The sequence below is a fragment of the Pseudomonas khavaziana genome (assembly GCF_019145205.1).
GTDB lineage: Bacteria > Pseudomonadota > Gammaproteobacteria > Pseudomonadales > Pseudomonadaceae > Aquipseudomonas > Aquipseudomonas khavaziana.
Window position 1 is genome coordinate 43,117 of the sequence record NZ_JAHSTT010000020.1, and the last position, 13,741, is coordinate 56,857.

At 62.3% G+C, this 13,741-nt stretch carries 9 protein-coding genes; 4 read left to right on the top strand and 5 right to left on the bottom strand.

Annotated features, from left to right (window positions below; translation table 11 throughout):
* Nucleotides 1-32 precede the first annotated feature (32 nt).
* From KVH01_RS28205 to KVH01_RS28215, 3 genes are all read left to right on the top strand, one after another.
* Entirely contained in the window at nt 33-1,004 is a 972-nt protein-coding gene (locus KVH01_RS28205) for a GlxA family transcriptional regulator (protein WP_217883671.1), read from the top strand.
* 172 nt (nt 1,005-1,176) lie between these two features.
* Nucleotides 1,177-2,286 (top strand): DUF3182 family protein, encoded by a 1,110-nt coding sequence (locus KVH01_RS28210; RefSeq protein ID WP_217883672.1) that lies wholly within the window; start codon nt 1,177-1,179, stop codon nt 2,284-2,286.
* On the top strand, nt 2,276-3,031 hold the full coding sequence (locus KVH01_RS28215) for an alpha/beta hydrolase family protein (protein WP_124379631.1): 756 nt from the start codon (nt 2,276-2,278) through the stop codon (nt 3,029-3,031). The genes KVH01_RS28210 and KVH01_RS28215 overlap by 11 nt, the downstream gene beginning before the upstream one ends.
* A gap of 4 nt (nt 3,032-3,035) precedes the next feature.
* On the opposite strand, the gene KVH01_RS28220 is transcribed toward KVH01_RS28215, so the two are convergent.
* The 4 genes from KVH01_RS28220 to KVH01_RS28235 are packed head-to-tail and all read right to left on the bottom strand — an operon-like array spanning nt 3,036 to nt 6,940.
* Nucleotides 3,036-3,992, bottom strand: coding sequence for a lysylphosphatidylglycerol synthase domain-containing protein (locus KVH01_RS28220; RefSeq protein WP_217883673.1), 957 nt, complete (start codon nt 3,990-3,992; stop codon nt 3,036-3,038).
* A complete protein-coding gene (gene clsB / locus KVH01_RS28225) occupies nt 3,982-5,244 on the bottom strand; it encodes a cardiolipin synthase ClsB (protein ID WP_217883674.1) in 1,263 nt (420 codons plus the stop codon). The genes KVH01_RS28220 and clsB overlap by 11 nt, the downstream gene beginning before the upstream one ends.
* Nucleotides 5,241-6,017 carry an endonuclease/exonuclease/phosphatase family protein gene (locus KVH01_RS28230; protein ID WP_217883675.1) on the bottom strand — a complete coding sequence of 259 codons (777 nt, stop codon included), beginning with the start codon at nt 6,015-6,017 and terminating at the stop codon, nt 5,241-5,243. The genes clsB and KVH01_RS28230 overlap by 4 nt, the downstream gene beginning before the upstream one ends.
* The gene (locus KVH01_RS28235) at nt 6,014-6,940 is read right to left on the bottom strand and encodes a DUF72 domain-containing protein (protein ID WP_217883676.1); all 927 of its coding nucleotides are present in this window, start codon (nt 6,938-6,940) and stop codon (nt 6,014-6,016) included. The genes KVH01_RS28230 and KVH01_RS28235 overlap by 4 nt, the downstream gene beginning before the upstream one ends.
* 280 nt (nt 6,941-7,220) lie before the next feature.
* On the opposite strand from KVH01_RS28235, the gene KVH01_RS28240 reads away from it, so the two are divergent.
* Entirely contained in the window at nt 7,221-9,311 is a 2,091-nt protein-coding gene (locus KVH01_RS28240) for a mechanosensitive ion channel family protein (RefSeq protein WP_217883677.1), read from the top strand.
* Nucleotides 9,312-9,419: 108 nt separating this feature from the next.
* Here the strand turns inward: KVH01_RS28240 and KVH01_RS28245 are convergent, their stop codons facing one another.
* Complete coding sequence (locus tag KVH01_RS28245; protein ID WP_217883678.1) at nt 9,420-13,667, bottom strand: DEAD/DEAH box helicase; 4,248 nt, start codon at nt 13,665-13,667, stop codon at nt 9,420-9,422.
* Nucleotides 13,668-13,741 lie beyond the last annotated feature (74 nt).

The following is a 13,741-nucleotide window of genomic DNA, read 5'->3' on the forward strand; positions in this document are numbered from 1 at the left end:
CTGCACCGACAATAACAGGGGGAAAACTGACAATGGCCGTGGAACGCGGGACCGTCGAGCTGGGGGTGTTGATCTACCAGGGGGCGCAAATGGCGGCGGTGCATGGCCTGACCGACCTGTTCGGGGTGGCTAATCGCATCGCCGCCGAGCATCGTACCGGGCAACTGCCGCTGTTGCGGGTCAGCCACTGGCAGGTGGATGCCCACGGTACGCCTGCGCGCGTGTTCGACAGCCACCCAGGCGCGGATCAATCGATGATGGCCGTGCTGGTGCCCCCATCGATTGGCGAGTTCACCGAAGACCAGGCGCCGCCGGCGCTGCTGGAGTGGATCCGCCAGCAGCATGCCGCCGGCACGGTGCTCGGCGGTGTGTGCATCGGCTCGATCATGCTGGCGCGCAGCGGCCTGTTGGACGGGCGCAGCGCCACCGCCCACTGGTCATCCGCGAAAACCTTCGCGGCCCATTACCCGGCAGTGCGCCTGGAAGCGGATAAACCCATCGTCGATGACGGCGACCTGATCACCACCGCTGGGCTGATGGCCTGGTCAGAGCTGGGCCTGCGCCTGGTCGACCGGCTGATGGGCCCAAGCATCGCGGCTGACACGGCGCGGTTTCTGGTGATCGAACACAGCGACAGCGCCAGCCAGTGCGGCAGCAATTTTGCGCCGATTCTCAGGCACGGCGACAGTGCGATCCTCAAGGTCCAGCATTGGCTGCAAGCCAGTGGCGCGGTGGATGTCGGCGTGGCGGCGATGGCACGGGAGGCGAACCTTGAAGAGCGCACGTTTCTGCGGCGTTTTCGCACTGCGACCGGGTTAAAGCCCACCGAGTATTGTCAGCACCTGCGGGTAGGCAAGGCGCGACAAATGCTGGAGTTCACTAACGGTACCATCGACCACATTGCCTGGACCGTGGGTTATCAGGACCCCAGCGCTTTTCGAGCGATTTTCAAGAAGATCACTGGCCTGGCCCCCAGTGATTACCGCAACCGATTTGGTGTTTGAATCGTGCAGAACGCAGTGTGGTGTAACGCGTGTCGTGCAGAATAAAACAGGCTAACGGCCATCACTTTTCCCGCAACTGATTGATTTAACGCCCATCCTTATTAGCCGTGCGTTGGCCTGATCCATGCACCCTCCTTGCTACACATATGGACGGGATAGCCAAGGGGAACGCATGACCCCAACGAATTGCAAGAAGCTGGTGGTTGCACACTCAACGCGAGAGGGCGCGCCGCAGCATGAAGTTGAAACCAACCGCGCCTTGGCTCGCTGGCTGGCGCAGATCCTGGGACTCAAGTTCGGTGGCAGTTACGACTCCGATTTGCACGCCGGGCGTGATCTGTATCTTTTACCTACACAAACTCTGGTTGGGCCCGCTCAAGCGCGTGAACTCAATATCAAGGGGCCCGAAGATTTGTGGGGCGGTTATGTCGATCACGATTTCATCTGCACCAAAGCTATCAGCCACGGCCTGCTGAGCCCTGAGGCAAAAGCGCCTGAAGGTTGGTCGCCGCTATTCTGCCAGCGCGTGCGTAACGTGGTGTTGGATGGGCTGAGCGTGTTCAGTCTTGAAGACGCAAGACCCGCCGCCACGCGCCTGCTCTACAGCGGGCCGATCCGCCTGAAACCGGTGCACGCCTGTGCCGGACGTGGTCAGGAAGTTATCCACAGCCTCGATGAATTCGACGCAATCTTGGCGCGTCCAGAAGCGAGCAAGATGTTCAGCGAGGGCGTGGTGCTGGAACAGGACCTGCACGACGTGGTCACCCACAGTGTGGGCCAGAGCTTTATCGGCGATCACGTATTCAGCTACTGCGGCAAGCAGTACCTCACTCAGGACGGGCAGGGCGAAGAGGTTTACGGCGGCTCCAACCTATTGGTCGTCCCCGGCTACTACGAAGACCTGCTCAACCTGGACTTGCCAGAGGATGTGCGTGAAGCCATCGAGCAAGCGCAAGTGTTCGACAACGCTGCCGACGAAGCCTACCCGGGCTTCTACGCCTCGCGGCGCAACTACGACATTGCCCAGGGCCTGGACAACGACGGCCAACGCCGCAGTGGCGTACTCGAGCAATCCTGGCGCATGGGCGGGGCCAGCAGCGCGGAAGTCGCGGCGCTGCAGAGCTTCATCAACAATCCGGGCCTAAAGGCTATTCGTGTGTCCTCGGTGGAAACCTATGTGGAGCAAGCACTGCCGGCGGATGCCATCGAGGTGTACCGAGGCCCGGCAGAAAACAGCGACTTTCTTCTTAAGTATGTGACGGTTAAACCTTATGACGGCTAGAAGCGAGAGCATCACCATCGATATAGACGACGAACAGATGAGCGGGACATTTCTCAGCCCTAAATCCAAAGTGCCTGGCGTGTTATTCGTGCACGGCTGGGGGGGTAGCCAGGAGCGCGACCTCGAGCGAGCCAAAGGCATTGCTGGCCTGGGCTGCGTATGCCTGACCTTCGACCTGCGCGGCCACGCCGGCACCGGCATTCCCTTATCCCGCGTTACCCGTGAAGACAACCTGCGTGACCTGCTGGCCGCCTACGACCGCCTGCTGTCTCACCCGGCTATCGACACCTCGGCGGTGGCGGTGGTTGGCACCAGCTATGGCGGCTACCTGGCGGCCATCCTCACCTCGTTACGCCCAGTGCGTTGGCTGGCGCTGCGGGTGCCCGCGCTGTACCGCGACCAGGAATGGCTCAAGCCCAAGCGTGACTTGGATAAAGTCGACTTGATGGATTACCGCGGCACCCTCGTGCATGCCGAGACCAACCGTGCCCTGCATGCCTGTGCACAATTTACTGGCGATGTGCTGATCGTCGAATCGGAAACCGACGATCATGTGCCCCACGCCACCATCATGAGCTATCGTGCGGCGTGCCAGCAGACTCACTCCCTGACCCACCGCATCATCGATGGTGCCGACCATTCCCTGAGTGACCCGGTGTCGCAACAGGCCTACACCTCAATCCTGGTGGACTGGATTACCGAGATGGTGGTGGGCGAGCGGTTAAGCATCATTCAATCCCGCTGACGCGCTAAGCGGGTGTTTTCTTCACCCGCAGGGCCTTGGCCTTGGCTTCCACGCCCAGGTACATCACCAACGCAATCAGCAGCGGGCAGATAAAATAAATCGCCCGATACGCGATCAGCCCTGCCAGTAAACTCCCTCGCGACGCCTCGTGTTGCAGCAGGCCGATAAACACTGCCTCTAACACCCCAAGCCCGGCAGGTATATGAGTGACCACGCCGGCAATCGCGCTGATCAGCAGCACCCCCAACACCAGCGGGTAATCCAGTTTGGCCGGCAGCAGGGTAAAAATCACCGCTGCCATCAGCGACCAGTTCAAGGCGCCCAGGGCCAGTTGCAGGCAGGCCATGCGCAGCGACGGCAGGTTGATCTCGACGCCACGGATCGACCATGCGCGTTTTTTCGAAAACCGGCATGCCGCCAGATACCCAAGGCTCGCGACTACCAACAACACGCCGACACCTTGCAAGGCGCCACTGCTGAGCTTCCAGCCGGGCGGCATGGTAACCAGCCCGCTGCTGAACACCACCCCGGCCAGAGCCATATAGCCAAACCAATTGGTGGCCAGGCTCAGGCCGAGGATCTTGGCGATATTGCTGGTGCTCACGCCCAGTCGGGAATACAGGCGATAGCGCATGGCGATGCCGCCTACCCAGGCGCTGAGGTTGAGGTTGAACGCGTAACTGATGATGCCCACCGGCAGGATCTGCTTCCAGCGCAGCGGCTGGCGAATGTAGGTGCGGCCGATCAGGTCGAAACAGGCGTAGACGATAAAACTGCACAAGGTCAGTGCGCCAGCAATGAGCAGCGTGCGCAGCTTGAAGTCGCTCAGGGTCTGGAACACTTCGCTCCAGTCGATACGCCGGGCGAGCAGGGTGAACAGCACGATCAGCAGCAGGAAGAACGCAATCGTCAGCGGTTTCTTCCAGCGCTTGAACCGCGAACCGCTGGTTTCAGGCGTCATGGGGCCTACTCTCAAAAGGTTTCAGGCGCGGCTTGTGCGCTGGCAACCAGCCGGTCAGCGCAGGGAAGTGGCGCATCACATGGAACACCAGGAACCCCACGGTCAGGCGCCAGAGCCACAGGCGCGGCTTGCGCTTTGCGGGAATGGTCTGGCAATGATTGCTGGCGAGTGTTTCCAGGCTTTCGTACAGTTGCTGATTGAAGGCTCGGTCGCGAATCAGCACATTGGCTTCCAGGTTCAATGCCAGGCTCAGCGGGTCGAGGTTGCTGGAGCCCACGGTGCTCCATTCGTCGTCCACCAGCGCAACCTTGCCGTGCAACGGGCGTTGGCAGTATTCGTGAATTACCACGCCATCCTTGAGCAGATAGTCGTAGAGCATGCGCGCCGCCAGCTTGGCCAGCAGCACATCGGGCTGGCCCTGCATGATCAATTGCACATGTACGCCACGGCGCGCCGCGTTACGAATCTCGCGCAGCAGGCGATAGCCGGGGAAGAAGTACGCGTTGGCGATCACTACGCGCTGCCGGGCCTGGCTCAAGGCGTGGATGTACGCGTCCTCGATGTCGTCGCGGTGCTGGATATTGTCGCGATAAATCAGGCGCACCAGGCCGTCACCTTGTTCGTCGGTCCAGGGTGAAGGCCGTTGCTGGCGCCGTCGCCAGCCACGACGGCTGCGCACCTGGCGGCCACTTTGGGCCAGGGCGAAGTGGTGCAGGTCAGCCACGGCTGGGCCGATCACCTGCACTGAATAATCCTGCTTGGCCTCGGGGCCGAAGTCCGCCAAGTGGTCGGCGGAAAAATTGATCCCCCCGATAAACGCCACGTTGGCGTCCACTACCACGATCTTGCGATGCAGGCGTCTGAACCAGTTGGTGCGAATGCCCAAGGTCTTGGAGGCTGGGTCGAACATCTGCACCATCACGCCAGCCTCGGCCAATTCGCTGAGAAAGGCCGGGCTCAGCTCGCCGCAACCAAAGCCATCGAGGCTGACCACCACTTTCACCCCGCGCTGCGCCGCTTCGATAAGGATGCCTTGCAGCTCGTGGCCAACCTTGTCTTCAAACAGGATGAAGGTCTCCAGCAGGATTTCGCGCTGGGCGCCGCGCAAGGCGTCGAACACGGCGGGAAAGTAGGCCTCGCCATTTTCCAGCAACTCCACACGGTTGCCGCTCTGCCAGCCGTAATCCAGGTCGCGCGCCTTGCTGTCGTCCGGCGGCTGGTCGGTGGCGATATGCTCTACCGCAACGTTCATAGCTCAATCTCCACCGACAGGGGCACATGGTCTGACAGGTGAGACCAGGGCCGCGTGGTGAGCACGCGGGGATTATGGATCGTCAGGTTGCGCACATAGATGCGATCCAGAGGCAGCAATGGCAGGCGCGCCGGAAAGGTGCGTGCCGGCCTGCCATGGGCATGGACAAACACCTCTTGGAGGCCGCTTTGGCTCAGGTCGGCCTTCTGGCGCCAGTCGTTGAAATCACCGGCGACCACCAACGGCGCATCGGCCGGGATCTCGCGTATGCGCTGCTCCAGCAAACGCAATTGCTGCTGGCGATGCACCTCGCGCAAGCCCAGGTGGATGCAGATCGCATGTATCTCGCGCTCGCCACCCGGCAAGCGCAGCACGCAATGCAGCAGGCCACGGTTTTCGTGGCCGCTTTGGGAAATATCGAGGTTGTCGTAGCGAATGATCTGGAATTTCGACAGCAGCGCATTGCCGTGGTCGCCATGGGGGTAGACCGCATTGCGACCGTAGGCAAACTGCGGCCAGATGCTGTCGGCGAGGAATTCGTACTGCGGCATTTTCGGCCAGTCGCTGTAGCGCTGGGGATGACGTTCGTGGGTGCCGTGAATTTCCTGCAGGAACACCATGTCGGCGCCCACGCTACGCACCGCTTCACGCAGTTCGGGCAAGATGAAGCGCCGATTCAGGGCCGTGAAGCCCTTGTGGATATTGACCGTCAGCACAGTGAAGCGGGTGATGGCGGTGGTTGGTGTGATCGGGATCAACTCGGGATGGGTCATGGCAATACTCCGGGTTCCGGCAACTTGCCGGGCTCGGTGGCCAGGTGCTTGTCCAGTTCGAAACGCTGCAGCAATTGGCGTGCATCGAAGGGCGCACGTACCTTGATGTCGTTGTCGAAAAAGCAGAACACGTCGCGCTGTTTACGGACGCGAGGCTTATGCTGGGGAGCGACGAGGTGCGCGTCCGCAGGTTGCTTGCCATGGGCCCAGCGCTCGATGCGATCGCCCCAGCGCTTTAGCGCTTCGGCGCTATAGCCACTGGCATACAACTGCTTGTCGCCGTGCAAGCGCAAGTACATGAAATTGGCGGTGACGTCTTCGAGATATGGCCACTTGCCGGCGGTGTCCGCAACCACCAGAGCGACGCCGTGCTTGTCCAGCATCTGCACAAACTCCGGCACGGCAAAACTCTTGTGGCGAATCTCCACCGCATGGCGCAACGGCTTCTTGGCGTAGGCTTTCATGCTGGCCTTGCCGTTCAGGCGTGACTCATGTTGGCGGGCCAGGGCGGCGGCCTGATGGGTGTCGGTGGGTAGTTCGGCAAGGAAGGTTTCAAACAGCGCGGCGTCGAACTTGAAACTGGGTGGGAACTGCCAAAGGATGGGGCCGAGTTTTTCCTTCAACTCCAATACCCCGGAGGCGAAGAAATTCGCCATCGGCTTGTGAACCTCCCGCAGGCGCAGAATATGGGTGATATAGCGCGGCGCCTTGACGCTGAACACAAAGCCCTCAGGCGTATCGGCATACCATTCGGCGTAGCGCTTGGGGGTTTGCAGCGCGTAGAACGAGCCGTTGATTTCGATGCTGTTGACGGCACGTGACGCAAACTGCAGCTCGCGTTTCTGGGTCAGCCCCTCGGGGTAGAAGTCCCCGCGCCAGGGCGTGTAGCGCCAGCCGGAAATGCCGATATGAATCGCCGCCATGCTTGCTCCCGTAAATGATGGGTGGATTGACCTCCGTTATGGGATGACTGCGATATTTGCCTGAAAGTTTCCACGTTCCTACAGACGGTATGGGGTACCAAATGTGGGAGGGGGCTTGCCCCGATAGCAGAGTGTCAGTCAACAGATTCCCCGACTGATGCGCCGCTATCGGGGGCAAGTCCCTCCCACCGTTTTAAATCACATGCCCAAAAAGCGCAGGGAACGATCCAAGGCCAAACCCGTCAGTTCCTTACAGACCCTGCCGAAGGAGCCCGCCGTTTTGCTGAATCTAAAGACCGCATTTCTGCTCGCCGCGCTGTTGCTGTGCGGCAACGGCGCACTGCAAGCTGCGGCCACTGCGCCTGCATCCGAAACGCCGGCCAAGCCGGAGCTGTTGGTGGAGGGCGGGCTACTCGGAGCCATCAGTTCCAGTATTGATGACGTGCAGGACAAGCTCGACCTCAACCAGAACCTCGTCGACGCCTGGCGCCTACGTGCCGACCGGGCGGCGGATGAAGTGGGGCGCCTGGTCGACCAGACCGCCGCGCGCTCGCCGTGGAGTGTGGCCGGCGATTTTCTGCTGTTGTCCGGGGTGTGGATCGGTGCCTTTGCCGCGTTGACTTTACTGGGGCACTGGGTGGTGCAGCGCTCCAGCCGCCGCTCGTTCGTCGCACGACGCCAGCGCTTGCAAGGCTTGCTCGGCTACGTAGTGCCCTACACGATTCCAGCGTTGATCTGCCTGCCGCTGACCCTCTATGTAAGCCACTTCTTGGCCGCTTCGGTGGGCCGTGCGCTGGCGCTGTGTTTTGCCTATGCCACCAGCAGCGGCATCTTTTCGACCTCGATGCTGCTGTGCGTCATTGTGATGTTTAACGTCGGGCACAAGCGGCCCGCCGTGCAGATTATTCGTGACTACTGCCCTAAGCCGCTGTTCCTGATCGGCTTCCTTGCCGCCCTCAGCGACGCGTTGACCAGCCCGCAGATCGCTCGTCAACTGGGCGGCAATATCACCAGCAGTATCGCGGTATTTACCGGCCTGTTTGCCGCAGTGATTTTCGGCGTGCTGGTGGTGCGCCTGCGTCGTCCGGTGGCCCATTTGATCCGTAACCGCCCGTTGGCCCAGCGCCTCCAGCATCCGGCCTTGCAGCAATCGCTGCGGGTGTTTTCCGGGCTTTGGTACTGGCCGATCCTGTTGATGGTGCTGGTGTCCGCGGTGAACCTGATCGGCGCCGGCGACGACAACCAAAAGGCCCTGCGTTGCGCACTGCTCACCACGCTGCTGCTGATCGGCACAGTGTTTCTCAGCACCGTGCTGCAACACCTGTTCAAGTCCCGCAGCCAAGTGTCGATCCAACGCAGCAGCGCCTACAAGGAGCGCTTCCTCAGTTTGCTGCACGCGATCCTGCGTATCGTCATGGCCATTGCCTTTATCGAAATCCTCGGGCGTATCTGGGGCGTATCGCTATTTGAGTTCGCCCAGCGCAACTCGGTGGGCCGGGCCATCAGTGATTCCCTCAGCAGCATCGGCCTGATCCTGTTGGTGACCTGGCTGTTCTGGGTGGTGCTCGATACGGCGATCCAGGAAGCGCTCAAGCCGCCGGTGAATAAACGCTCCGGCCGCCAGCCCAGCACCCGGGTGAAAACCATCCTGCCGCTGCTGCGCAATGCGGTGAAGATTATCCTGGTGGTGATTTGCGCGATCACCACCATGGCAAATCTTGGCATCAACGTCGCGCCGTTGCTGGCGGGTGCCGGGGTGGTGGGCCTGGCCATCGGTTTCGGCTCCCAGCAGTTGGTGCAGGACGTGATTACCGGCCTGTTCATCATTATCGAAGACACCCTGTCCATCGGCGACTGGGTGGTGCTCGACTCCGGCCATGCGGGCACCGTCGAAGGCCTGACCATTCGCACCCTGCGCCTGCGCGACGGCAAGGGTTTTGTGCATTCGGTGCCGTTCGGGCAGATCAAGGCGGTCACCAACCAGTCGCGGCAGTTCGCCTATGCCTTCTTCTCGGTGCAGTTCACCTACGACACCGACGTGGACAAGGCCGTGGAGCTGATCCGCGAAGCGGGCCAATCGATTCGCGACGACGTGTTCCTCAAGTACAACCTGCAAGGGCCGCTGGAAGTATTTGGCGTGGACAAGATGGACCTCAATGGCGTGGTGCTCACCGCACAGTTCCGTACGGTGTCGGGTGGGCAGTATGCGGTCAGCCGGGCGTTTAACCAGCGGCTGAAAAAGCTTGTGGATAACTGTGATGAGGTGCACTTTGCGCAGACTTATCCACAGCAGGTGTTGTTGCCTAAGCGTGTGGCGCAGGTGGAAGAGCCGGATGCGCCGGTGCTGACCGAGCAGCCCAGGTCTCAATGATGAAAGTGGCTGTTCTGGCCTCATCGGGAGCAAGCTCCCTCCCACACTTGAAATGTGTTCACGCATCTAAATGTGGGAGGGGGCTTGCTCCCGATGAGGCCCTCAAGTTCAGCGCCTGATCAACTTCTCCTGCACCGCCTGCTGATCCACCTCCAGCAACACCTGTTGCTTGCCGGCGACCATCACCGCCGCCGGCACCCCATCACGATAGACAACCCGATTACCGCTCACCGCTGGCACCTTGGCTCCCGGCAACAGCGTGCCGACAAGATTCAACGGATCGGCCCCACACACCGCAATCAAACTCCCATCATGGGGCCGCCGCCGCACCTCGCGCAGCAACGGTATCGCCTCCGGCAATGCAAACTGCTCTCCCGCCAACCCACTGACAAACCGCCCGCCACGGATCTCGCCCCGCGCCTCCAACCGATGGAAAGTGCGCAGCAGTTCGCGCCAACTCGGTAACCAATCCGCCTCGCGCTCCAGCAGCCGCCAGAACACCACGCCATAACGGCGAAGCAGGGTCATCGCCACATGCTCCAGGGTCTCGGCCGAATGCGCGCCGGCGGCGGTCGCCGAGCGGCGAACCAAGGCCCAACGCCCGGCGTCGTCCATGCCGCCGACAAACGCCCCGCGCCCACGTCGACTGCTGCGCGCCTGGCGTTTGCTGGCGGGAGTGGTCAAGGCGCGCAGGCCGGCGAAGCTGTCAGCATTTACCAGGCCGGCGCCTACCAGTTCCTGCAAGGCGGTCTCCAGCTCGCTGCGCAGCAAATGGGCCTCGTGCACCAGTTCATCGAAAAACAGCGCGCCATGCTCGCGCAGGGCCAGGTGGACCTTCTGCGCCTTGAGCGACAAGGTGGTGCTGTCGGTAGGCTCGGTCAGCCCGCTCCACAACGCTACCTGGCTACGGGGGAGCAAAACCACCGGGGTGCTGCGCAACGCCATGGCCCCGGCCTTGTTGCTCAGGCGCGTCCAGACCAGCTTGCCGCTGCGGCACAGGTCATCGAGCCAGGTCGATGAGTAATCCTTGATGCGGGCGCTGAGCAGGTCGGTGTCCCAGGCCGACGTGGCGGCGGCATAGCCTTCGAACTGGCCGACAATCTGCGGCAACACCGCGCTGCCCTGGCCGCGGGTGCTGTCGGACAGGTGCTGCCAGTCGAACAGAAAGCGCGTGAAATCCTGCAATGCCACCGGCTCGATTTCCCGGCGCAGGCGCTTGACCGTGTAGCGATGAATGCGCGCCAGCAAATGACGTTCGCACCATTGTTCTTCAGCCACGCCGGGGCTGAAGTGGCCGCGCAGCACGTAGCCTTCCTGTTCCAGGCGTGCCAGGGCCTGGGTAATCGACACCACCGGTAAGGCCAGGGGCGACGCGATCTCGACCAGGGTCAGCGGGCCAAAACCACTGAGGCGCGCACGCAGCACTTCCACCAGCGCTTCATCAAAGGACCAGGGTTCATCGAACCCCGGCAGCAACGGCAGATCGTTGGGATACAGCGCCTGCAAACAATTCAAGCGCTCCACGGCGACCCACATGCCGTTGGGCAACTGATAGGCCCGCCCGGCCTTGCGCAATGCCTGCAACCATTGGGCCCATTGCGGCGTAACTTCGCCCGCTGCGATGCAGGCCAGGCTCATCAACGCTTCATGCATTTCATCCAGGCCATTGGGGGCCGGCCAGGCTTCTTCGCGTACACCGGCGATGGCGTCGGCATCCAGGGCGCCCAAGTCGTCAGTGCTCTGCGGGTCGCTCCAGCGGCGGTTGAGCACGGCCTGGGTGCGGCGCTCCTCCAGGGGCGCGTCGTCGAGGAAGGTATAGGGTTTAGCGCTGAGGATTTCTGCGGCCATGGGCGAGGGCGCGGGCAGGTCGCGGCTGATCAACCGCACGTCGCCGCGTTCCATGCGCCGCAGCAGCGCCAGCCAGGCGTCGCTGTCCATGGCCTCGTGCAGGCAGTCGTCGAGGGTTTGCTCCACCAGCGGGTGGTTGGGGATTTCGCGTTCGCCGGCGAGGTTTTCCAGGCAGGCGATCTGGTCGGGGAATACGCTGGCGATCAGGTCTTCGCTCTTCATGCGCTGGATCTGCGGTGCCACCTTGCGCCCACCGGTATAACGCGGCAGCGCCAGGGCCACGCCGGCATTCCAGCGCCAGCGCACACCGAACAGTGGCGCATCCAGCACGGCCTGGATCAGGATGTGTTCGGCACTGTTGCTGTTGAGGTAACGCCACACCTCATCCAGCGCGAAGCTGTGACTGGTGGACAACGACAGCACGATGGCATTTTCACTGGCCGCCGCTTGCAGCTCGAAATTGAAGGTACGGCAAAAGCGCTTGCGCAAGGCCAGGCCCCAGGCGCGGTTGATGCGGCTGCCAAACGGCGTGTGGATGATCAGTTGGGTGCCGCCGGATGCATCGAAAAACCGTTCCATGATCAATGTGTCCTGGGACGGCAGGGCGCTCAGGGCCTGGCGCGACCGGGCGAGGTAGTCCAACAGTTGATCGGCGCTGGCGACATCGAGGCCCAGGGTGCCGGTAAGCCAGTCGAGGGCCGGTTGCAGGTCGCCGGGCGTGGCACCGAGCAAACTGTCCAATTGCCCTTGCAAGCGGGCCACGGCCACCGATAACTCGTTGCTGCGCCCGGGGGCTTCACCCAACCAGAACGGAATGGTCGGAGGTTGGCCCTGGGCATCCTCGACCCGCACCTTGCCGGCTTCGACCCGCAGGATGCGATAGGAGGTATTGCCGAGCTGGAAGATATCCCCGGCGATGCTTTCCACCGCAAAGTCTTCGTTGACGCTGCCGATATTCAGGCTTTGCGGCTCCAGCAACACGCTGTAGTCGGCATTGTCGGGGATCGTGCCGCCGCTGGTTACCGCCGTGAGCCTGGCGCCACGGCGGCCGCGCAGGGTGTGGGCCACGGCGTCGCGGTGCAGGTAGGCGCTGCGCATGCCCTGGCGGCCGTTGTAGCCCTCGCTGAGCATCTGCAAAAGAGCCTGGTAGTGGCGTTCATCCAGTTCGGCGTAGGGCGCGGCGCGGTGGATAAGCGCCAGCAGCGTCTGTTCCGGCCATTCCTGGGCGCTGACCTCGGCGATGATCTGCTGGGCCAGTACATCGAGCGGTGCCACGGGAATATGCAAGGTATCCAGCTCGCCACGGCGCACGCAATCGAGCAGCGCGGCGCACTCGATCAGGTCGTCGCGGGTGGTGGCAAACAGGCGCCCCTTGGGCGTGCCGCCGACCTGGTGCCCGGAACGGCCGACCCGTTGCAGAAAGCCGTTGATCGAACCCGGCGAGCCGATCTGGCAGACCAGGTCGACCTCGCCGATATCAATCCCCAGCTCCAGGGACGCCGTAGCGATCAACACTTGCAGTTCGCCGGCCTTGAGGCGCTGTTCGGCGTCCAGGCGCATCTCCTTGGCCAGGCTGCCGTGGTGAGCGGCCACGGCGGTCTTGCCCAGGCGCTCGCTCAAGTGCCGGGCCAGGCGTTCGGCCAGGCGCCGGGTGTTGACGAATACCAGGGTGGTGCGGTGTTCACGGGCCAATTGCGCGAGGCGATCGTAGACCAACTCCCACACGTCGTTGGCCATCACCGCCGAGAGCGGCACCGGCGGCACTTCGATCGCCAGGTCACGGGGGCGGGCGTGGCCGATATCCACAATGGCGCAATCACGTTCGGTGCCGACTAAAAAGCGTGCGACGGCTTCGATAGGTTTTTGCGTGGCCGACAAGCCGATACGGGTCAATGGCTCGGCACACAGCCCTTGCAGGCGCTCCAGGCTCAAGGCCAAATGGCTGCCGCGCTTGCCGGCGGCGATGGCGTGGATCTCATCGACGATCACCGTACGTGTGCTGGCGAGCATGTGCCGGCCAGAATCCGAGCCGAGCAGCACGTAGAGCGATTCCGGAGTGGTGACCAGGATATGCGGTGCGCGTTTGCGCATCTGGGCGCGGTCTTTTTGCGGGGTGTCGCCGGTGCGCACAGCGGTGCGGATTACCAGCGGCGGCAGCCCCCGCTTCTCTAGATGTTCGGTAATGCCGGCCAGCGGGTTTTGCAGGTTGATCTGGATATCGTTGGATAGCGCCTTGAGCGGCGACACATACACCACCAGGGTTTGGTCCGGCAGTTCGCCGCCGTTGGCCAGGCCTTGGTGCACCAGGTCGTCCAGCACCGCCAGGAAGGCCGTCAGCGTCTTGCCGGAGCCGGTGGGCGCGGCGATCAGTGTCGAGCGGCGCTGGCGGATCAACGGCCACGCCTGGGCCTGGGCGTTGGTCACCGAAGGAAAGGTACTACGGAACCAAGTGCTGACGGCGGGGTGAAAGCCGTGCAAACCCTTGTCCGTTGATTCGGGAAGGTTCATTCACCCTATATGCAACCGGCGGGGCCAAGTTGCAACCCCGCACTTTATCCGTGACGGTTGCGCTACAAACCCGC